The sequence below is a fragment of the Vibrio cincinnatiensis DSM 19608 genome (genome assembly GCF_900167345.1).
Taxonomy (GTDB): domain Bacteria; phylum Pseudomonadota; class Gammaproteobacteria; order Enterobacterales; family Vibrionaceae; genus Vibrio; species Vibrio cincinnatiensis.
Window position 1 is genome coordinate 28,625 of the sequence record NZ_FUXB01000013.1, and the last position, 21,631, is coordinate 50,255.

17 protein-coding genes are annotated in these 21,631 nt (G+C 43.6%); 5 read left to right on the forward strand and 12 right to left on the reverse strand.

What is annotated here, in order from left to right; genetic code table 11:
• Positions 1-292 precede the first annotated feature (292 nt).
• Positions 293-1,858, reverse strand: a complete 1,566-nt coding sequence (gene cadC, locus B5D54_RS12515; RefSeq protein ID WP_078926903.1) for a lysine decarboxylation/transport transcriptional activator CadC — start codon at positions 1,856-1,858, stop codon at positions 293-295.
• Between the two features lie 154 nt (positions 1,859-2,012).
• Entirely contained in the window at positions 2,013-2,411 is a 399-nt protein-coding gene (zntR, locus tag B5D54_RS12520; protein ID WP_078926904.1) for a Zn(2+)-responsive transcriptional regulator, read from the reverse strand.
• Between the two features lie 39 nt (positions 2,412-2,450).
• Between zntR and B5D54_RS17340 the strand changes: the two genes are divergently transcribed.
• The 3 genes from B5D54_RS17340 to purD all read left to right on the forward strand — a co-directional run bounded on the left by B5D54_RS17340 (position 2,451) and on the right by purD (position 5,757).
• On the forward strand, positions 2,451-2,615 hold the full coding sequence (locus B5D54_RS17340) for a phosphoribosylamine--glycine ligase (protein WP_115174033.1): 165 nt from the start codon (positions 2,451-2,453) through the stop codon (positions 2,613-2,615).
• A 99-nt stretch (positions 2,616-2,714) separates the two neighbouring features.
• Positions 2,715-4,307, forward strand: a complete 1,593-nt coding sequence (gene purH, locus B5D54_RS12525) for a bifunctional phosphoribosylaminoimidazolecarboxamide formyltransferase/IMP cyclohydrolase (protein WP_078926906.1) — start codon at positions 2,715-2,717, stop codon at positions 4,305-4,307.
• Positions 4,308-4,464: 157 nt separating this feature from the next.
• Positions 4,465-5,757 (forward strand): phosphoribosylamine--glycine ligase, encoded by a 1,293-nt coding sequence (purD, locus tag B5D54_RS12530; RefSeq protein WP_078926907.1) that lies wholly within the window; start codon positions 4,465-4,467, stop codon positions 5,755-5,757.
• A 79-nt stretch (positions 5,758-5,836) separates the two neighbouring features.
• Here the strand turns inward: purD and B5D54_RS12535 are convergent, their stop codons facing one another.
• Together B5D54_RS12535 and hupA are read right to left on the reverse strand one after the other, a co-directional pair.
• Positions 5,837-6,529, reverse strand: a complete 693-nt coding sequence (locus B5D54_RS12535; protein WP_078926908.1) for a DUF1481 domain-containing protein — start codon at positions 6,527-6,529, stop codon at positions 5,837-5,839.
• A gap of 40 nt (positions 6,530-6,569) precedes the next feature.
• Positions 6,570-6,842, reverse strand: a complete 273-nt coding sequence (gene hupA, locus B5D54_RS12540; RefSeq protein WP_078926909.1) for a nucleoid-associated protein HU-alpha — start codon at positions 6,840-6,842, stop codon at positions 6,570-6,572.
• A gap of 374 nt (positions 6,843-7,216) precedes the next feature.
• On the opposite strand from hupA, the gene B5D54_RS12545 reads away from it, so the two are divergent.
• Positions 7,217-8,281 (forward strand): CNNM domain-containing protein, encoded by a 1,065-nt coding sequence (locus tag B5D54_RS12545; RefSeq protein ID WP_078926910.1) that lies wholly within the window; start codon positions 7,217-7,219, stop codon positions 8,279-8,281.
• A gap of 97 nt (positions 8,282-8,378) precedes the next feature.
• On the opposite strand, the gene B5D54_RS12550 is transcribed toward B5D54_RS12545, so the two are convergent.
• Positions 8,379-9,620, reverse strand: coding sequence for a mechanosensitive ion channel family protein (locus tag B5D54_RS12550; RefSeq protein WP_078926911.1), 1,242 nt, complete (start codon positions 9,618-9,620; stop codon positions 8,379-8,381).
• Between the two features lie 15 nt (positions 9,621-9,635).
• A complete protein-coding gene (locus tag B5D54_RS12555; RefSeq protein WP_078926912.1) occupies positions 9,636-10,226 on the reverse strand; it encodes a YjaG family protein in 591 nt (196 codons plus the stop codon).
• 126 nt (positions 10,227-10,352) lie between these two features.
• Between B5D54_RS12555 and B5D54_RS12560 the strand changes: the two genes are divergently transcribed.
• Entirely contained in the window at positions 10,353-10,925 is a 573-nt protein-coding gene (locus B5D54_RS12560) for a uracil-DNA glycosylase family protein (protein ID WP_078926913.1), read from the forward strand.
• A 50-nt stretch (positions 10,926-10,975) separates the two neighbouring features.
• On the opposite strand, the gene B5D54_RS12565 is transcribed toward B5D54_RS12560, so the two are convergent.
• The 6 genes from B5D54_RS12565 to B5D54_RS12590 all read right to left on the reverse strand — a co-directional run bounded on the left by B5D54_RS12565 (position 10,976) and on the right by B5D54_RS12590 (position 21,350).
• Positions 10,976-12,814, reverse strand: a complete 1,839-nt coding sequence (locus tag B5D54_RS12565) for a 5'-nucleotidase C-terminal domain-containing protein (protein ID WP_078926914.1) — start codon at positions 12,812-12,814, stop codon at positions 10,976-10,978.
• A 199-nt stretch (positions 12,815-13,013) separates the two neighbouring features.
• Entirely contained in the window at positions 13,014-14,087 is a 1,074-nt protein-coding gene (locus tag B5D54_RS12570) for a hypothetical protein (RefSeq protein ID WP_078926915.1), read from the reverse strand.
• A gap of 52 nt (positions 14,088-14,139) precedes the next feature.
• Positions 14,140-16,359 carry a hypothetical protein gene (locus B5D54_RS12575; protein ID WP_078926916.1) on the reverse strand — a complete coding sequence of 740 codons (2,220 nt, stop codon included), beginning with the start codon at positions 16,357-16,359 and terminating at the stop codon, positions 14,140-14,142.
• 270 nt (positions 16,360-16,629) lie between these two features.
• Complete coding sequence (locus tag B5D54_RS12580) at positions 16,630-17,634, reverse strand: NAD-dependent epimerase (protein ID WP_078926917.1); 1,005 nt, start codon at positions 17,632-17,634, stop codon at positions 16,630-16,632.
• Positions 17,635-17,816: 182 nt separating this feature from the next.
• Entirely contained in the window at positions 17,817-19,172 is a 1,356-nt protein-coding gene (locus B5D54_RS12585; RefSeq protein ID WP_078926918.1) for an MBL fold metallo-hydrolase RNA specificity domain-containing protein, read from the reverse strand.
• Between the two features lie 216 nt (positions 19,173-19,388).
• Entirely contained in the window at positions 19,389-21,350 is a 1,962-nt protein-coding gene (locus B5D54_RS12590) for a nucleoside-diphosphate sugar epimerase/dehydratase (protein WP_078926919.1), read from the reverse strand.
• Positions 21,351-21,631: the final 281 nt, after the last annotated feature.

Consider the following 21,631-nt stretch of genomic DNA (forward strand, 5'->3'; position numbering starts at 1 on the left):
ATATATTTAAAAACAAATAGTTAACAACAACATTAATGTAAGACCTGATAAAAGATAAAGAGAGACAACCACAAATCGCTTCAACATTTCTCATCAATAAAATTATCAAGGTTTGTTCAAGGTATTGAACAGGGATTGCTATCGCTCATAACGAAGGAGACACACTCTTAATAAAAGCGGGCAATGGGAAAGAGTCATAGATAAGGAAAGAGAGAGGATGACATGACGCTTTTCGATCATCAAAGATAACCTAAAGCGCCCCATCAAAGTCATTGAAGTCAGTGGTGAAAACTTATAACACCGTCGTCACAGATGGATGGACTGAGCGATAGAGTGAATAATCAATCGATTTTAAGTTGCTATAAAACGCCAAGTTTTCACACAATAAGTAAGTTTCAATCGAAGTATCAATATAAAAAGCTTCGCTGTAGGCTTCGCTGGCCGCTTCGGTATCCCCTTGCAACTCCAAAAGCTTACCTTGCAACACATACGCTAATACAGATTCACGCTGAGCAAACACTCGTTGTAGATACACTTCAGCCTGCTCTGGATGGTTGGTTAATATTTCATGCAGCGCCAACGCTTCAAATACTCGTGCTTGAGTCGCAAGGCTGGCCGACTTAATTTCACTCACCAACTGATAAGTCAGTTGATTCACTCTATCTTGTGCTAACGCTTGATCGGGATCTAATGCAACTTGTACATAATAGGCCACTAATAATTCCGCCTGAACATAACTATTCTCAGGCTCATAACGCAGCACTTGTTCTAAAAGTTGAATTCCCTCTTTAAACGATTCAGGCTGTGAGACATTCAAATAATGATGAGCAAGAATTAACGTAGAAAGGGCTTGTTGATTCACTGGCAATCCGGCCATCAATCGCTCAGCATGACTTTGCGCATCCGAAACATGTAACGCCTGCATTAAATCCTGAGACACTTGCTTGACTACCCGATTTAAATGGGGAGGCACTAATAAGTATTGGCGGCTAAATAAGATAGTGCCAGAGGCGTTATTGCGATATTCCAGATCAAGGTACGTTTTCCCTTCGTGCTCTTTAACGAGTACCGTCACGGTTTTCCCCGGCAAGATACCAGAAGCAAAACGGGTTTTACTCAAACGAATGCGGTAATCCGTGACTTGGTCAATATCAGCCGCTAACTTTTGAATAATACCATCGGCCAACTCAACACCGTTTTTATGCTGTGTAAGGTCATGATCAAATTTAAATTCAATAAGACGTGCATCCACCGCTTGAGTAATCGAAATATCCGATTGATGATACGTGAACAGCCCAAAGCCAATAATCAGCATACCGATCCACACCACATCAAACATTAACGTTCGCCAGCGTTTAATGGGAAAATGAGCTCGTGGTGAAGAGGAAGAGCGAGACTGAAAAGCCCGAGTTAAAGGGGCGGCGGGAAAGGTAACCTCAGAGTAAGATGTTGACGACGCCTCCAATTCGGCATCTGAAGTATCTGCCGAGGGTGGGCTAATATCACCGTCTTGCCATTCACGAACAGGGGCAGAAAAGAGTTCAGTTACCGTGGCGACCAGCTTATAACCCCGTTTAGGAACGGTGGTTAAATAAGGGATATTTTCTTCGCGTCCATCACGCAGCAGTTTTCTCAACTCAAAAATAGACTGAGTGACGACTTGATCGGTAACGACTGCACCACCCCAGACATGTTCAATTAACTCTTCTCGACAAAAGACTTCACCCGCATTTTTTGCTAAAAAATACAACAGATTAATCAATCTTGGCTCAACCGAAACTTCCCTATTCTGGCGATACAATTTATTTTCATCAACACTCAGCGTCCAATCGTTGATTTGAAAGCATCTTCCAACCATGTGTGCACCATGAAGTAACAGTAAAAGTCAGTGATTCACATCACCGAGACCGATCCATCCATTATCATCCAATAACAAAAACGTAGGATTATACGGGCTTTTCTGACAGAAAGGCGCACCCACCAAGGCACTAAAAATGAAAACTAAGGTTAGCTTATTCTAATGCGGCTAGAATAGAGCAGTGGCTCGCATCATCATCGCTATCACCACAACATGCATCGTTAATTTTTTTGAGCGCAGCACGAATCCGAGTCAGTTCAGCGATTTTTTCATCAATCAACTTAAGTTTAGCGCTGGTAATCGACTTTACTTCAGCACAGCTGTGCTCTGTCGCTTCTAGCTTAATATCGAGTAACTCTTTTATCTCATCAAGGCTCAGCCCCAATGCTTTGGCTTTTAAAATAAAACTGACTTGCTGTTGATTGGCCTCATCATATAAACGATATCCAGATTCACTGCGCCCAGCAGGTTTAATCAGCGCATTTTTTTCGTAAAAGCGCAGCGTATCACTCGACACGCCACAGCGTTTAGCCAGTTCACCGATCTGAAACATCTCACTCTCCTTTTCTCTCTTTAGGCTCATCAAAAATGCATTAACGAAAAAGACGCCACCGTGCTTTTTTTACTTGAAAAAGCCTTTTTTAACGATTATTTTTCCCATGCCAAACGATTGCGCGAGATCTTTAGCGATAATTTGGCTAGAATACGCGTCATCTTAATCACCGAGAAAAGACCTTTACCCCAACGGGAAATGTGACAATTTTAACACATAACCTTATTCCATATTCCGTTGTGGTAAAGCTCTTTGGTGATAGTCCACGATTTAACGTCGTACAAATTGAAGGAAAATGGAAGCATGAACAACGCTCGCCCTATTCGTCGCGCTCTGATCAGCGTATCCGATAAAACTGGTATTGTTGAGTTTGCTCAAGCACTCGCGGAACGAGGTGTCGATATTCTCTCCACTGGCGGTACCGCTCGTCTGCTAGCAGAACAAGGCTTAGCCGTTACTGAAGTCTCTGACTACACCGGTTTCCCAGAGATGATGGATGGACGAGTGAAAACCCTTCACCCTAAAGTTCACGGTGGCGTGTTAGGTCGTCGTGGTCAAGATGATGCGATCATGGCGGAACACGGCATCCAGCCTATCGATATGGTGGTGGTTAACCTTTATCCTTTTGCTCAAACCGTAGCAAAAACCGATTGTACTTTGGCGGATGCCGTAGAAAATATCGACATTGGCGGACCAACCATGGTGCGTTCAGCCGCGAAAAACCACAAAGATGTGACCATTGTGGTGAATGCTAAAGACTATTCACGAGTGATTGCTGAAATGGATGCGAATGAGCGCTCACTCACACTGGAAACTCGTTTTGATTTAGCCATTGCCGCATTTGAACATACCGCCGCCTATGACGGTATGATTGCCAACTACTTCGGCACTATGGTTCCGTCTTATGGTGACAATACAGAAGGGGATGAAGAATCCACCTTCCCCCGCACTTTCAACCAACAATTTATCAAAAAGCAAGATATGCGTTACGGTGAAAATAGCCACCAATCTGCGGCTTTCTACGTAGAAGAAACCCCTCAAGAAGCGTCTGTGGCAACCGCTCGCCAAATCCAAGGTAAAGCTCTTTCTTACAACAACATTGCCGATACCGATGCTGCACTTGAGTGTGTCAAAGAGTTTGCTGAGCCCGCTTGTGTGATTGTCAAACATGCCAACCCATGTGGTGTGGCACTGGGTAGCGATATTCTTGAAGCCTATAACCGCGCTTACCAAACCGACCCAACCTCGGCCTTTGGCGGCATCATCGCTTTCAACCAAGAACTTGACGCAGCCACGGCAAGTGCCATTGTTGAACGTCAGTTTGTGGAAGTCATCATTGCACCGAAAGTCTCAGCGCAAGCTATCGAAGTGGTTGCAGCGAAGAAAAATGTTCGTCTATTGGAATGTGGTGAATGGTCAAGCAAAACCACTGGTTTTGATATGAAACGCGTCAATGGCGGATTACTGGTGCAAGAACGCGATCACGGTATGGTATCAGCCGATGACCTTAAAGTGGTTTCCAAGCGTCAACCAACGGAAGAAGAACTCAAAGATGCATTGTTCTGCTGGAAAGTGGCCAAATATGTGAAATCCAACGCGATTGTTTATGCCAAAGGTGATATGACGATTGGCGTGGGCGCAGGGCAAATGAGCCGCGTTTACTCAGCAAAAATTGCAGGAATTAAAGCGGCCGATGAAGGCTTACAAGTGGAAGGGTGTGTGATGGCTTCGGATGCTTTCTTCCCTTTCCGTGATGGTATTGATGCCGCGGCCCAAGCGGGGATTAAATGCGTCATTCAGCCTGGGGGGTCCATGCGTGATGATGAAGTCATCGCGGCTGCGGATGAACACGGCATGGCAATGATCTTTACGGGGATGCGCCATTTCCGTCATTAATATCATGGGTTGACCATTCATCCCAATATTCATCCAAATAAGTAACGGTAGAAACCAAACTACTCATCTTGATTGGATAGGTTTTCAAGCCTCATACAAACAACTAAGGTCCTAGGTGTCTCTCAATGCCCTAGGATCTGACAATAAGGATTAAACCATGCAAGTATTAATCATAGGCTCTGGCGGTCGTGAACACGCGCTGGGCTGGAAAGTGGCGCAAAACCCTCAAGTCAACACCGTATTCGTGGCTCCGGGTAATGCGGGAACGGCATTGGAAGCAAAACTTAAGAACGTCAATATCCAAGTAGAAGACATTGACGGCTTAGTGGCCTTTGCCAAGCAGAACAGCATTGAACTGACCATTGTTGGGCCTGAAGTTCCTCTAGTACTCGGTGTGGTTGATGCGTTTCGTGCCGCCGATTTACCTATTTTTGGTCCAACACAAGCCGCCGCGCAACTCGAAGGGTCAAAAGCCTTCACCAAAGATTTCTTAGCGCGTCATAATATCCCAACCGCCGCTTATGCTAATTTCACCGAAATTGAACCTGCTTTAGCTTATGTCCGAGCGCAAGGGGCACCGATTGTGGTGAAAGCCGATGGTCTTGCCGCAGGGAAAGGCGTTATTGTGGCAATGACGCTGTCAGAAGCGGAAGAAGCCATCAAAGACATGCTAGCGGGTAACGCCTTTGGTGATGCAGGTAGCCGAGTCGTGATCGAAGAATTTTTAGATGGTGAAGAAGCCAGCTTCATTGTCATGGTTGATGGTGAGCACGTACTCCCCATGGCAACCAGCCAAGATCATAAACGCGTCGGCGACAAAGACACGGGCCCGAATACCGGCGGAATGGGTGCTTACTCACCCGCTCCTGTCGTCACTCAAGAGATTCATGATCGAGTCATGCAGGAAGTCATTTATCCAACGGTACGCGGTATGGCAGAAGAAGGTCATCCTTATACCGGCTTTTTGTATGCCGGCCTCATGATTGATCGTTCAGGCACACCAAAAGTGATTGAATACAACTGCCGATTTGGCGATCCAGAAACACAACCCATTATGATGCGTATGCAGTCAGATCTGGTTGAATTATGCTTAGCGGCACTGGATGGCAAACTGGACCAAGTGGAATCCCATTGGGATCCTCGCGCCTCTATCGGCATTGTGTTAGCGGCAGGTGGCTACCCAGCGGATTATCGCAAAGGTGATGTGATTCATGGTTTACCGACCACGGAAGCAGAAGATCAAAAAGTGTTCCATGCGGGAACAACAAATCAGCAAGGTGAAGTGGTAACCCATGGTGGGAGAGTTTTGTGTGCAACAGCACTCGGTGACACCGTTTCTCAAGCCCAGCAACGAGCTTATCAGTTAGTCAAACAAATTCATTGGCAAGATATGTTTTATCGTAACGATATCGGCTATCGCGCTATTGCCCGTGAACAAGCAGAAAAATAAGTATCACGATTAACCTCAAAGAAAAAAGCTGGGAAACCAGCTTTTTTCATTTTATATCCCTATCTCTGTGAGCCAAAGCTCACTCCGTTTCAATCAACGCGGGTCGTTCAATACAGGCATGCTCACTCTCTGCGATCATCAATACTTGTTGAACCTCTAGCCGAGCTCGACCCGGTTTAGCCAGCAAGACAAGATAGTGATCGGTCACTAAACGCTGTGTGATAACATCAGGAACCGAAGAGGCAAAGGAAACATTTGCAAAGGATTCTTGAGTACAACTGGTGAATGCCTGTCCATCCCAAAATCCTTGATACAGTGTGACATCTAGATTGGCTTGCGTTTTACTGAGTTCGGATAAGCTCTGAGCCTGCTTCAAATACTCTTCCCGTTGCTGTCGGTTGAGCGGCAGCACTTTTCCTTCGACTCGGAATTGTTGATAGACCGCTTCGCCTTGTGGATTAAAACGTAGATGTACTCGATAAGGCACGAATGTTTTGTCTTTTAACTGCATCCCCTCACGGACCACTTCCCGTACCTGTCCCTCCTCCCAGCGATAACTGGTCTGATAATGACCATGCTCTCCTTGCAGAACATACTCGGAACCTTTTACAGGACGATTTTGATATTCGGTATACCAATAGAGACGAGTGATATCCCCTGCGCTTTGACCGCCAGAGTAATCATTTAGAAATTCAAGATTAGGATGAGGGAGAGAAGAAGAACAACCCGCTAATAAGCCAGTTGTACACAATAGAAGAAGCCACTTATTCATAAAAAAGACGCCGAGACAGAATATCTCGGCGTAGTATAAATTACTTCACTGAATCTTTCAGTGCTTTACCAGCAACAAATGCAGGAACGTTTGCAGCTGCGATTTGGATTTCATCGCCCGTTTTAGGGTTACGACCAGTACGAGCCGCACGATGATTTACTTTGAATGTACCAAAACCAATTAGTTGAACCTGGTCTCCCTCTTTGAGTGCACCTTCAACGGCACCAAGAGTAGCTTCAAGAGCAGACTTAGCCTGTGCTTTCGAAAGGTCTGCTTTCTCTGCGATAAAGTCGATTAATTGGGTCTTGTTCATTAGGTTTCCCTTCTTATAGGTTATCAAATTCAGCCCACTCTAAAACATAAAGCCCCTGTCTGGCAAAGGTTTGTCGCGTAACTTCTGATTCTCTGACGTACTTTTAACCATAATATGAGCCTTCACTCACAATTTACCCATTGTTAGCAGGATTTTTCGTAGCCATTGCCATCGGTAATCCTTTAATTATCCGGTGACTACCTGCATGCCCCCCTCAATATCCCTTGCCAACATCAAGACGCGGCTTTCTTGATTCTCTTCTTGCTATACAGAATAAATCCAGATAAAACATTCAGGCAAAACATTAAGCCTAGCGACCGCTACCCTATCGATGCCATTGTTCCCATCGCCACTCGCTTAATGCTAAGGATATTATGTTACTACTTACCCTCTATATCTCCATCGCCATTGGTATTTCCTTTCTCTGTTCCGTACTAGAGGCGGTACTATTAAGCGTTACCCCCAGCTATATCGCCCAATTACGTCAACAATCTCATCCTGCTGAACGAAAACTTTATGAGATGAAAGCCGACATTGACCGACCTCTGGCCTCAATTTTAACCCTCAACACGATTGCTCATACGGTCGGTGCCGCCGTGGCTGGTGCCCAAGCGACTCTGGTATTGGGTAGCCAATGGTTAGGATTATTTTCTGCACTATTAACCCTCGCCATTTTAGTGTTTTCAGAAATCATACCTAAAACGATTGGAGCGACTTATTGGCGTCAGCTTGCTCCCCTCAGTGCCACTATTTTGCACTGGATGATCATCGGCTTATCACCTTTTATCTGGTTCTCTCAACAGATAACCAAACGCTTTTCGAAAGGGAATCGTCTGCCTAAATTACGTGAAGAGCTTTCAGCCATGGCTTTAATGGCCAAGGAAAGTGATGAATTTGATGATGGTGAATCTAAAATTCTCAATAATTTACTCAACATTCGCCATGTTCCAGTAACGCAAGTGATGACCCCACGTACTGTACTTTTTCGTGTTGATGCTGAAATGTCGATAGAAGAGTTTTTAGTGACTCATCCGGACACCCCCTTCTCCCGCCCTCTTATCTATCAAGGCGAACGTGACAACATACTTGGTTTTGTTCACCGTTTGGAATTATTTAAACGCCAGCAAAATGGACAGGGGAAACAGCCTCTGGGTGCTGTGATGCGCCCTTTATATGTACTGCTGAATACACAAACTTTACCCATTGCGTTTGAACAAATGATGTCTCTACGGTTGCAACTTGCCTTAGTCGTTGATGAATATGGTACGGTACAAGGGCTACTCACTTTAGAAGATATTTTTGAACATCTTCTCGGCGAAGAGATCATTGATGAAGCCGATAATACTACCGACATGCAACAGCTTGCTTCTGAACGTTGGGAGCGGTGGAAAAAAGAACATGGGGTCATTGAAAGCCGAGATGAAGAAGAACCACAATAAGCCTAGCCCCCACTAAATAAAGCAAGATCCCCGCCGACGCGGGGATGACGTTGTTAAGGCTGAAAAAATCGATATCGAGAACGCTTTTCTTTGAATATCAATGCCCCTGCCAGTGACGAAAATCACTGCCAGTTGGGGCTTGAGAAACCCGCAAGCCAAACTCTGGCAATACCGCATAAAGATGGTCGAAAATATCCGACTGAATACGTTCATATTCCACCCAAACCGTGGTAGCGGTAAAACAATACAACTCTAAAGCAATCCCTTCATGCGTCGGTGCAAGTTGTCGCACCATCAGCGTCATCTGTTGATGAACATCAGGATGGGCTCGTAGATAACGCTCTAAATAAGCCCGAAAACTGCCTAAGTTCGTCAGACGACGCCCATTGATAAGGCTACTATCATCAACGTTGTGGGCTCGATTATAGGAGGTAATCTCTTCAACCTTTTGTTTTATATAAGGCTCAAGTAACTGCGCATGGGTTAAACGCTCAATTTCATGACTGGATAAAAAATGAACACTCGATGCATCAATCAGCACGCTGCGTTTAATCCGTCGCCCCCCTGATTCCCGCATCCCTTTCCAGTTTTTAAACGAGTCAGAAATCAGTGCATAGGTTGGAATCGTAGTAATGGTTTTATCCCAGTTCTGTACTTTAACGGTCGTTAAACTGATATCAATAACATCACCATCTGCTCCGTATTTCGGCATTTCCAACCAATCCCCCACACTGAGCATTTTATTCGCGGAAAGTTGAACGCCAGCCACTAATCCGAGAATGGGGTCTTTAAAGACCAACATGATCACCGCCGTCATCGCACCGACCCCACTGAGCAGGATCAAAGGCGATTTACCAATGAGTACCGAGGTGACAAGTAATGCTGCAATAATAAAGAGAATAATTTTCAGGCTTTGAGCGATGCCTTTTATTGGCACATTTTTCCCAACCGGAGTACGAGCAAGCAACACTTCTAAAACATTCAATAACGAATATAAGGCTAACAGGGCATAAACCACTATCCATAGCGCCACAAACGTTAAGATTCCCTCCCGAATAGCACTGTCAGGAGAAAGCCACCATTTTGCCTGAATACCAATCACAGCACCTTGTATCAATAGTGCGATACGGCTAAATAAATTCCCCGCAAAAAGAACATGACGCCAAGAGGCTTGAGATTGTTCAGCATGCCGTTTTAACCAAGCGACCACTCCCCGATGTAACAGAATATGGATAGCAATGGCAATCAGTACTATCAAACCCAACGCTTCAGCAATATGAATAAGTTGAGATATTTCAATATTATACTGACTCAACCATTGAGCCATGGATTCCAGCATGCTTTACTCCTTTTCTTAATCGAGGGTTAAACCAATATTGCTCACACACTCATCCCGCAGTTCTTGGCGTAAGTCTTTAATCAAATCAATATCACGTTCTGTTGCTTCACGTAATGGTCGAAAAATTGCCCATTGCACATCCCACTCCGCACATACCGCTTCATTCTCTTTCTGATTCTCATTGGTAATGACATCGCCATTTTGAGCTTCTTCCAACTGTGCCACCGTTCGCACGGAAATCTGACTGATTTTTTGCATGGATTCGTAAAGATCGTCCCGATCTAATAAGCCATGTAATAAAGTCGCTAACGCCTCACAAGCATCAATCGCGGGATACACCAAATAAAGCTCAAACTCATCCGTGGTTGGAATTAAGTCTTCTAACTTTTCTAACTGACGTTCGAAGTTGATCTTCGCATTTTTAACCGTCAGTAATTCCCAGACACTATCTAGAATGTCTCGATAACCACGTGCTTGGGCAAACTCCGTCTGTTCACAGAACAAGGCGTAATTGGGAAACATGCGTTCACATAGGCATGCCATAAAGGTAATCTGTTGCCAAGGTTCAAACTTCTCAAGGCGAAGCTGTAATGGGTTTTGTAACATAGTCACTCTGATGATTGCGGAAAAATACAGCGAAAGTGTACTGGATAACGAGTGGAGGGAAAAGGATGCTTAGTAATAATGTTCAACAGCGATGGCCAAAGGCCAACTTTATGATAAGGAAGTGAGATGTTAGCCTCGTTATTGACCGACATTCGTCGTTGCACCGCCTGTGAACCCGAATTGCCTTTAGGGGCGAATCCCATTATTCAAGCCCACTCAGACGCCAAACTCCTGATCATCGGACAAGCCCCAGGGATTCGAGTCCACCAGACTTCTATTGCATGGAATGATCCAAGCGGTGATCGCTTACGTCAATGGCTAGATTTGGATAAAACCCAGTTTTATAACCCACACCAAATCGCCATTATGCCAATGGGGCTCTGTTACCCAGGGAAAGGAAGAAGTGGTGACTTACCACCACGTAAAGAGTGCGCACCACGATGGCATCAAAAAGTGTTAGCACAACTGCCCAATGTGGGAATGACACTGCTGATTGGGCAGTATGCACAAAACGCCTATTTGTCTGATAAACCCAAAACCTTAACGGAAACGGTCAAACAGTGGCAACGCTGGGCCCCACACTATTTGCCGCTGCCTCACCCCTCACCACGCAACCAACTTTGGCTAAAAAACAACCCTTGGTTTGAACAAGAAGTGATTCCGTTTATCCGTGAGTATGTACATCAGCAGTTAAGGTAGAAGGAAGGAAAGCGTAAGGATTGCGCTTTCCTCGAATTTCAGTCGCTCTATTATTGCTTAGCAATAAAACTTTGCACTGCCATTTCAGAGGCCTCTGGAATATCCAGAGGAATATTTGCAGAACCTAGCTTTTTAATGTAGTTAATCAAAGAATCGGTATAGAGCAAGCCCGTATCTTCTCGGCGAATCGGATTCTGATAAACAGGAACCATACTGTCATAACGATCTCCCCCAGCGGCAATAAAATCATTAGTTACGACGACGTAAGTAGCACTCAAATCGATAGTGCTCCACTCGCTTTCACCACGGCGACGGACTTTAACCTGAGTGACACGATCTCCCTTATCTTGGTTCATATCAACATGAAAACGTAAGTTAGCCGCGGAAGGAAAAGCTCCCGATGAATTATTGGCAATAACATTGTCAATTGCATCTTCCAATGTATTCACAATTTCTTGTCCCGTCATATCTAAGTTCACTAAGAAATTACTGAAAGGCAGAACATCAAATGCATGCCCAACACTCACTTCACCTTCATTAATACTGGTTCGTACTCCACCAGTATTTTGAATCGCTATATCGGAACGCAAAGAGAGATCCAAAAATGCTTGAGACACAATTTGTGCCATAACACTGCCATGATTTTGAAGAAATTCACGCTCTGATGACCCTTCAGTACATAATGCGCCTGAAGAGTGACTGCTTCCAGGGACTCGTTCGTTACATAATTTACTCAAGCTTGTATTAATGATTTCATTTTTCTTTTCATTAATAGTCTCACTATATTGAGTAAGTAAAACTTGAGTCTCTACATCGTCTTTAACTATGACTAACTCTGGAACGTTTTCTACTGCAACCACCAATAGATCATGATCACTTCCCGTGATCACAACGGACGTGGTGTCTGTCGTCTTAAACTGACTATCGAGCAGAATATGTGGTGTACCAAAGCAATTTTTCACTTCGCCAGATGAAGTAAACTCTATGGTTAATTCCCCCACAGCCTTGCTGTTATCCCATGCTTGTACAATACAAGTCATATCACCATCCGCATTCACCACTTTGGTAGGATAATCCCCCGCAGGAGAAAAACCCACTGAGTTTAAACGACTAGCATCACCGAGTAGAGTATGGCTATCGCCACCAACAATCACATCCACACCCGTGAGTTTAGCTGCCATGGCGAGATCACTTTCGTAAGTTTGATGAGTTAACAATACAATTTTATTGATGCCATCAGCCTTTAGTTGATCAATATATTTTTGTGCCGTCTCTGTTTCATCTAGAAAAACGGTGTCGATTGAAGGAGAAGAAGAGGCCTGCGTCTTACTGGAAATATCAATGCCGATTACGCCAACTTGATGCCCCTCAAACTCAAACACTTGATAAGGTTTGTATTTTCCATAGATGGCATTATCATTCGGCACCTCAATATTGGCGGCCAGCACTTGCGTATTACACTGGCCTTCTGCCAGTTTATCCAAGAAATGAGCTAAAGCTTCATTACCATCATCAAATTCATGGTTACCTAAGGCAAAAGCATTAAAACAAACCTGATTCATCATTAAAGCATCAGGCAATTCATCACGAAACAAGCTATAAAACATCGTTCCTGTGATAGCATCACCCGCATGCAGTTTTAATAAATTTTTATGTTTTGCCTCTAGCGCACGAAACTGGGTGACGACTTTAGCAAAACCACCAACGTCATTATATACACTCCTTCCATTTAAATTCATCGTCATATTTTCATTAGCATCTAATTTAGAATGGTGATCGTTAATATGGGCTATCGTCAATGTGAGCCCAACGTCATCATCACTATCATTACACCCTGATAGGCCCAAAATTATGACAAGATACAGTAAACTTCTTTTCCCAAAAATCATTGTGTTATATCCATGTTAATCACGAAGACCTAACGATAAATCCTTTAAATGATACTTCCGTTGAAATTTGATTAACATTTCATTAATAGCCACTAAGGAAACAGGCCAGTTATTCAGAGAAGAGTATGAAATAAGCCATTAGAGAAACAATCAGGCTCACAAAACATTAAAACTCGTCGCCTTTTCAAAATAGCGAGTTTTAGAAATCAACCGAAATACCGATATTTACTGATAATAAAGAGGCCTTCTGATAGTCAAAACGATCACTAAGAATACCAAGAGTAAGCCATCTCCACTGTCCTTCTAAGCCCATCGCACTGGTTTGCCAATTATAGCTAAAACGAGAATATAAATGCTCATGCCACTGTCTTGCCCACTCAAGATCGGTAAGCCAAAGTTTATCCACATAGACACTTTTAATGCTGTAAGCTTGCTGCCCGACCATCAGCCCAAACCGGGTGTGATACTTCACGGGAAGGCGCTGAGTATAATCATGAAAACCTTCAAAACCATTGACTAACGGTTTAATTGAAACAAAACCATCCTTATCGGTTTCAGCCGTTGCACTATTTGCTTTCGCTGTAGTGTAGGGCATATCCTGCCAATAAATCGCACTATAGGCATCTTGTATTAGTAAAGAAGCAAAGGCATTATCATGAAATTGCCAGCTCACGCCCACATCCGTGGTATAACCAAAATAACTAGAAGGCGCATCAACTTCTCTTTTGAGTAAAGCATCCTCACTATAGGTGTAATCCAGCTCAAGCAGCCCCTCATATTCATTTTTTCCCTCTTCACCGGCTTGCCCATGTAAGCGCCCACTCATCATTTTGCTGGCTTTCAAATAACTGGCTGAAAGGTGCCAAATCAATGGCTGCGACATATCGGAAGTCCAAGCTAACTTTATCCCTCGGCTAATTAAGTGATCAGCACGCAGATCAATATTGTAAATTTTACCCGCTTGCATATCTTGACGATTCACCGACTCACCATAAAGCTGCATGGTGTCAGGGCTAAAACGTAAATACCATTCATAGCGGCTCAGTAAAGAGAAAGAAAAATGCTGATAACGAACCCCAAACTCCGCTTGGTTAAAGGTAAAGGCATATTTCGATGGCGTATAAGAAATTTTCTCCCCTTTAACTAAAGAATAGATTGCATTATCTTGTGAATAACCAAACGCTTGATTATGGCTAAAGATCTGCCATTCGACATTTGGCTCATGCAGTGGAAACAAACTTAAACTGGGCAGCAATAAAAAAGCACTCGACATGATGACTTCTCAATAATAAAGAGCCCCCTGAGAGGCTCTTTTCAACGACAACCTAGAAGAGAGATTCAAACTCCCCATTGGTATAGCGCACAACAACAGCCCCATTGCGAGGTTCATCAATACTGGCTACTTGTTTGTTACCCACCTTGATATTACCCACCACTTGACCGTTTGTCCCTTCGCGTAAGAAAGCGATAGCAGCACCATTCGATAATTCAACCGCTAATGGCTTATCTTGCTCAGTATTTACCTGAGTTTTTAACGTTAGCTCTTTACCATTATAGGTGATCGACCCATTGAGACTGACAAGATCATAAGCAGGGCGATGGGCTTGTAGGCTTACTTTAGCCACTTGTGGATTTTCTGGATTAACTTCGGTATCCAAAGTGACGAGTACGGAACCACGCAAGAATGTATCCGCAGTTTCAGGCTTCACCTCATCGAGGCTAGAGCCTGGCTGAGCAATATCTTCTTCTTGCTGGTACTCATAATTAAAACTATCCCCCCATTGCCAAGCTTGGCGCATACTCCGGAAGTAAACTAAACCATTGGGGTTATCGATGGCCACCCTGAGAGAAATGCCCGCTTTTTGCTCTTGATACTCTAAATTTGCATTGATATTGAAGCTTAAGTCACGAGCACTAAAGGTTTCTTCATCAAAATCCTCAGACTGATTTTGCTGCTCGGAATGTTGCGAAGAGGAGGTATGCTTGCCCTGAATGATCGGTTTATTGGCAGTAAATGAAACACTACCTTGTAGCGTAAAAGGAGTATCATGGCTATCGTTGGCCTCAATGGTGAGATCGGTCAAAGAAAAATGTAATTTCTCTGCGGCTAAATGCCATTCCTCACTGTAGTCATGCCCATTATCTACCGGAGGGTTCTCCCAACTCTCTGTCCCCACAAAGGTCAGCACTTGCGCTTGCCCCTCTGTGGCACTCAACTCAACCGATCCTTCTTTCACCCATAATTCAGTAATGGTTAAGTCAATCTCGGCGGTATCGTTTATTGCCCCCGATTCCTCCGTTCCCTGCTCATCAAACACCACGTCACTAGAACCGAGTACGGTTAATTTTACCGTGTCAGTATCAATCGTATAAGTGTTTCCCTCTTTAACAACTTCCCACTCACCTTCTTCTTCAAACAGTTCATCATCGATCAAATGAGCAATAGACATCAAAGCGGAAGTTAAGGTTTCAAAAGCCTGACTGACCTCTTCTTGCAGCAAATCAGGGAGTGGTTCTAAGCTGTTTCCTAGTTGAATAAAGCCTTGACGTAAATTCCCTTCCTCCTGTGTTGCATCGTATACCGTACGAACTTGTGTCACTAAATCTTTAGCCGCTTGGATATCCGACGTGGCTTCTGCAACAGTGACTGTCGCATCTTCCTCTTTCACTGCATCAATTCTTTGCGTTACAGAGGTAAACTCAACAGATTCATCGTCTAATTGTGTTTTAACCGCAGATAAGAGATCGGAGGAACCACCGAGTAAAACCCTTCGAACCGATTCAGCCCCTTCCGTTTCCCCACTGATCAAGCCGTCTACCTGAGTAAACATCTCCTCTAAATGTGGGCTGATATCTGAAAACGCAGCAGATAGAGCCGCCATTTTTACTGATTCGAGATCATTGTTATCCAAAGCGGTTTTTATTGCTTCAGCATCGGTAAGATCAACCGCTCCCAGCGCCATTATTTTTTGAGCCTCAACCCCAAATAGTTGAGCAATCATACTGCGACTATTGTTAATCACGTCAATATCTACTTCATCACTCCCACGAGAGGCGCGAATAGTATGTTTTGCAATAGCATCGGTGATACTCGTCATGTGTGCGGTAATACTACTGGTATCTGCAGACAAGATTGAAATCAGCTTAAAATCTGCCGCAACATCTATCCATTCACCCAGAGCTTTTCCATCATCAAGACAAGCCTTAAAATCGCATTTCATTTGTGTCGTGATGTCAGGATCATCATTTGACGTCAATACAAACAGTAATGCTCGATTCTGTGGTAGCCCAGACAAAGAATATTGCCCGCTTTCATCGGTCACCGTGCTGGCTAAAATCTCATCTTCTGGGCAAGATTCATCGTTAATATTGGCTCCAGTCGCCAAACAAACATTAACCAAACCACCTCTGACCAAACCCTTGTTCACCACACCAGACACATCCGATTGGCTCTCCGGAGTACTGCTTGACCCACTACTGCCACCACCACATCCACTCAAAGCAATAGAAGTCAGTATCGCTGTTGCTAATAAGCTCTTATTCATAATCACATTCCTATGTTTGCCCGCTCACATTAACAAAACAAACACATTTGAAATATAAATCACATTGAAATGCAATATTCATATTGGAAATGTGTTTATTTAATATTAGGAAACAAATGAAGTGAAACAGGCATTAAAAATGTGATCTTTGCCACAAATTAAAATGAGAAAAAGAAAATGAAAAATCGAATGAGAGGTCAAAAGGGAGGAACAAAATAGGTAAACCGATGAGATAAAGCCTCTCCATGAGTCATGGAAAGGCTAAGATCATTAACAACAATAAAACTCACGATACCAAGCAACAAACTCTGCAACCCCTTCTTTCACACCAACACTTGGGCGATAACCGGTTGCAGTAAACAAATCTTCCGTGTCAGCATAGGTTTGATAAACATCCCCAGGCTGCATACCCCGGAAATTTTTCTTTGCTTCCATACCCAATTCCTCTTCAATGGCTTTAACAAACTCCATCAAGTTAATTGGGCTACCATGACCAATATTATAGATAGCATAAGGCGCAGAACTGCTGGCTGGCGTTCCTTTTTCTACTGTCCATTCAGGGTTACGAGTAGGAATGACATCAGCAATACGCACCACCCCTTCAACAATGTCGTCAATATGGGTAAAATCGCGCCACATATCACCATTGTTATTAATATCGATGGTTTGACCTTCTAAAATTTTCTTAGTGAAGATAAACGGAGCCATATCAGGTCGCCCCCATGAACCATATACGGTAAAAAAGCGTAAGCCTGTGGTAGGCATGTCATATAAATGAGCATAACTGTGCGCCATAAGCTCATTCGATTTTTTGGTTGCAGCATACAGAGAAACAGGGTGATCCACCGAATCTGATGTTGCAAATGGAACTTTGGCATTCAACCCATACACCGAACTGGAAGAGGCATAAACCAAATGCCCGACTTTCTCTTGGCGGCAACCTTCTAAAACATTCAAATGCCCGACAAGGTTAGAATCGGCATAAGCGTGCGGGTTTTCTAATGAATAACGAACCCCTGCCTGCGCCGCCAGATGAATCACGCGTTCAAACTGCTGTTGGTGAAAAAGCTCGGCCATTTTGGTGCGATCAGCAATATCCAGTTCAATAAATTGGAATAGAGGGTGAGTAATCCGCGCTAAACGAGCCTGTTTTAATGAGACGTCGTAATAATCGTTAAGGTTATCAATGCCCACAACCTGATGACCTTGTGCGGTCAGTTTTTCCACAACAGCACTACCGATAAAACCCGCAGCCCCTGTGACTAGATATTTCATGTGGTTATATTCCTTTAGAAAGTCGAACAGGCCACTATTCGGCCTGAATGCTTATTGCACAAAATTTTATCATGGTACGAAAAGGATGTTTACACCTTTATAGCACCTTACACGCCCACCCATACATAGATTCCCGCTAGTGCGGGAATGGTACACGTTCAATGAATCAATAGAATGACTCGCTACTCCACAACCGAATAGCCTTTTTCTCTTAACAGAGCAGCAAAAGCACATTGGGCTTCCCGTTCGCCGTGGATAAGATGGATCTGCTGCGGCTTTTCCTCAATACCGTCAATAAAGTGCAATAGCTCTGATTGATCGGCATGTGCCGAATACCCCGACATCACATGAATATTGGCATTAATTTCAACTTCCTCCCCATCCATACACACCACAGGTTCCCCTTGCTGAATGGCTCGGCCTAGCGTTCCTTCGGCTTGAAAGCCAGCAAAAATCACATCTGTTCGAGAATCACTCAACAACGCTTTTAAATAATCGACGATTCGCCCACCTTCACACATCCCCGATGCTGCGACCACAATAGCAGGCTCTCCGGTTGAAGCTAAACGATTGACTAAAGCTTGATGGCTTCGATAATCCGTAATTTGAATACATTGTTCAAACGCCAATGGGTGTCGATGTTTCTCTAATCGCTCTTTCGCTTCTTGCCCCCAAAGCGCTTTAAACCGTCGATAAGATTGGGTCACTTTCTGCGCCATTGGCGAATCAAGGATGATCGGTAAATCAGCATCAATCTGCTTCTCGTAAACTAAACGCTCAATATCAAACAGCAACTCTTGAGTACGCCCCACACTAAATGCAGGAATCAAAATTGTGCCACCATCAGCCAGTGAGCGTTCAATAATAGCCCGCAGTTGTTGAGCGCGATACTCGACACCCTCATGCTCACGATGACCATAAGTGGTTTCAATCACTAAGTAATCGGCACGTTTCGGTGGTTTAGGATCCGGTAAAAGTGGTGTATTACTGGGCCCTAAATCACCCGAAAACACCACCACCTCTTGAGTTGGTAGCATAACTTCAACATAGGCAGAGCCAAGGATATGGCCCGCGGGATTAAATCGAACAGACAGTGAGGATTGAGAAAGAGAAGAAGGAGGAGTGTTAGGAACTGTATGGTTAGCGGAGTTAAGCGTTATCCACTGGCCATAATCTACCGCATGAATACGCTGTTGGATGAGGTCTAATATTTGCTGAATTTGTCGGCGGCTTAACCCTAATTGCAGTTTTAAACCGTCTTCTAACATCAAAGGGACTAATTCTGCCGTAGCCGGCGTACAATAAATCGGGCCCTGAAAACCCGCCGCCAATAACCAAGGGAGGCGACCAATATGGTCAATATGTGCGTGGGTTAAAATCAGTACATCAATATGCTCAACCGGAAAATCAAGATCCGCCGTCACCGCATCTTTACCTTGAAACAAGCCACAGTCGATTAACACCGCCATGTTATGAGATCGCAGCTCATGACAAGAGCCCGTAACCGTATGCTTTCCACCATGATGAATCAGTTGCATGTCCTTTGCCTTACGCTATGTATTATGAATAATCAAACATAACATAGGCATATCATTATAGATTCGACGTCACTGATTCGTTCAAGCGATTTCATGTTTTACCTTTCTTGAACGACATACTGTTATCATAAAAATATGAATGAAATATCATTGATAAACCCCTAAAAATAAAAAAAGGCCCAACAATGTGGGCCTTATTAACTCTTCAAGATCATTTTATGCCGTTTGTGATGTTTTCAACTTAACAATCTTTGAATCCGCGTTATATCGCTTCTGTTTCGCATTCCAAACTAAATCACCAATACCATCGGTGGGATTAAACCCTGTTGGTGTTTCTAGTAAAATTTTCCGAATCGCTTCATGATCAAATTCATGACAGGCTTTATCTAAATGGTCCAAAATCCCAGAAAACTCATTTAACGGTAAAAAACGTTCATTAGCTGTCATAATTCGCTCATGCTCTGTTCCTTGAACATTATCGCCAATCAGCAACTCCTCATAGAGTTTTTCTCCCGGGCGTAACCCCGTAAACTTGATTTCAATATCTCCACCAGGATTCTCTGCGGATTTCACTTCTAAGCCAGATAAACGAATTAAGTTTTTAGCTAAATCGACAATTTTAACTGGCTCACCCATGTCTAATACAAACACATCGCCCCCTTTCCCCATGGCTCCCGCTTGGATCACTAACTGAGCCGCTTCAGGAATGGTCATAAAGTAGCGAATAATTTCTGGGTGAGTGACCGTAATAGGTTTGCCTTCCGCAATTTGACGTTTAAATAAGGGGATAACCGAACCTGAAGAACCAAGAACATTACCAAATCGAACCATACAGAAACGCGTACCTTTCGATTTCTGATTTTCTTTCTCGGCTAAAGCTTGTAATGCTAACTCAGCCATACGCTTCGTGGTTCCCATCACATTCGTTGGGCGCACCGCTTTATCAGTGGATATTAAAACAAAAGACTCAACACCTGATTCAATTGCCGCTTTAGCACAATAATAAGTACCAAATACGTTATTACGAACCCCTTCGACCACATTGTACTCAACAAGAGGAACGTGTTTATAAGCCGCAGCATGATAAACCGTTTGAACGCCAAACGCTTTCATCGTGGCACACAATCGATTGACTCGCTGAACAGAGCCCAGTAGAGGAATAATCTCTATCTGCAATTGTTCTGCCTCAACCCACTGGCTCAGCTCTTTATCAATCTGGTACAAAGCAAACTCAGAAAGCTCAAACAAAATCAGAGAATTCGGCTTTTGCATCACAATTTGTCGGCATAATTCAGAACCAATCGATCCCCCCGCTCCCGTTACCATGACCACTTTGCCATGAATATTCGACTTCATTAAACAAGAATCAGGTGCAACAGGATCACGCCCGAGCAGATCTTCTATTGCGACATCTTTTAATTCATCAACCGTCGCGTTTCCTTCCACAATGTCGGTAAAGTCTGGCACGGTTAGCACTTCAACCGGTAAGTGAAGCAATTCATCAATGATTTGCTTTCTTTCTGATCGGCTCGTTCTTGGCATAGCCAATAAAATTTTATCAATTTGATACTTTGCAACCAGATCCTGCACTAAAGCAGAGGGGTAAACCGTGACCCCTTGAATAATGGTATGAGCCAGCGAAGGATCATTATCCAAGAAAGCTTTTATTTGATACTGAGGAGAGTTACGCAAGGCTATGGCTAACTGCCTCCCCGTACTACCCGCGCCGTAAATAAGTACTTGTTCCCGAATGTTTTTACATTGCGACTGAACAATCAGAGAACGAACTAACATTCTCGCCCCTCCACAAAACAGCACCAAAAACGTTAAATAAATTAACGGGACTGTTCTTGGGATAGCAGCATTTAGATAATAAGCGAAAGAGGTTAAGGTAACCGCAGAAATAGCCGCCCCCATGGTAATAACCATCAAGGCATGAAAAGTTAAATAGCGTAATACCGCACGGTAAAGACCTAAACGGGCAAAAGCTATCAATGTGATGAACAAGGTTCCAACTAAAACCCCGACTTCGACACCAGAAGAAGGAAGCACAATTTCCCCCAACCTTACCCACAATGCAGCAAAAAAAGAAAAAATGATTAAAATCGTATCGATTGCCAAGCTAATCAAACGCTTGTGCCCCCTCGATAATGACCAAATATAAGCCAACTTATCCATAATGTATCTCTATTTTGCGAATACTTTTATATAGTCCTGACTGACTATCACTATAACAGCGCTGAATGCACTTCTTCTTTTTATATAAAAACATGTTGAGCCGCCCTGCGATATAAGAAGAACAGCTTTTTCAAGTCAGTATTTTCCCAAAATACCAAATATAACACGAAAAAATCATGAACATACCCACGGAAACCGCATGAACATAGGAATTGAGACTATTAGAGATAGTAGAAAGTACATCACAATACTAAAACAATACAATTTGTGCTTAATCATAA

Bases quoted from the DNA above. Each gene is read 5' to 3' on its own strand.
- cadC (WP_078926903.1), bottom strand. From the start codon at position 1,858: ATGGTTGGAAGATGCTTTCAAATCAACGATTGGACGCTGAGTGTTGAT.
- zntR (WP_078926904.1), bottom strand. From the start codon at position 2,411: ATGTTTCAGATCGGTGAACTGGCTAAACGCTGTGGCGTGTCGAGTGAT.
- purH (WP_078926906.1), top strand. From the start codon at position 2,715: ATGAACAACGCTCGCCCTATTCGTCGCGCTCTGATCAGCGTATCCGAT.
- purD (WP_078926907.1), top strand. From the start codon at position 4,465: ATGCAAGTATTAATCATAGGCTCTGGCGGTCGTGAACACGCGCTGGGC.
- B5D54_RS12535 (WP_078926908.1), bottom strand. From the start codon at position 6,529: ATGAATAAGTGGCTTCTTCTATTGTGTACAACTGGCTTATTAGCGGGT.
- hupA (WP_078926909.1), bottom strand. From the start codon at position 6,842: ATGAACAAGACCCAATTAATCGACTTTATCGCAGAGAAAGCAGACCTT.
- B5D54_RS12545 (WP_078926910.1), top strand. From the start codon at position 7,217: ATGTTACTACTTACCCTCTATATCTCCATCGCCATTGGTATTTCCTTT.
- B5D54_RS12550 (WP_078926911.1), bottom strand. From the start codon at position 9,620: ATGCTGGAATCCATGGCTCAATGGTTGAGTCAGTATAATATTGAAATA.
- B5D54_RS12555 (WP_078926912.1), bottom strand. From the start codon at position 10,226: ATGTTACAAAACCCATTACAGCTTCGCCTTGAGAAGTTTGAACCTTGG.
- B5D54_RS12560 (WP_078926913.1), top strand. From the start codon at position 10,353: ATGTTAGCCTCGTTATTGACCGACATTCGTCGTTGCACCGCCTGTGAA.
- B5D54_RS12565 (WP_078926914.1), bottom strand. From the start codon at position 12,814: ATGATTTTTGGGAAAAGAAGTTTACTGTATCTTGTCATAATTTTGGGC.
- B5D54_RS12570 (WP_078926915.1), bottom strand. From the start codon at position 14,087: ATGTCGAGTGCTTTTTTATTGCTGCCCAGTTTAAGTTTGTTTCCACTG.
- B5D54_RS12575 (WP_078926916.1), bottom strand. From the start codon at position 16,359: ATGAATAAGAGCTTATTAGCAACAGCGATACTGACTTCTATTGCTTTG.
- B5D54_RS12580 (WP_078926917.1), bottom strand. From the start codon at position 17,634: ATGAAATATCTAGTCACAGGGGCTGCGGGTTTTATCGGTAGTGCTGTT.
- B5D54_RS12585 (WP_078926918.1), bottom strand. From the start codon at position 19,172: ATGCAACTGATTCATCATGGTGGAAAGCATACGGTTACGGGCTCTTGT.
- B5D54_RS12590 (WP_078926919.1), bottom strand. From the start codon at position 21,350: ATGGATAAGTTGGCTTATATTTGGTCATTATCGAGGGGGCACAAGCGT.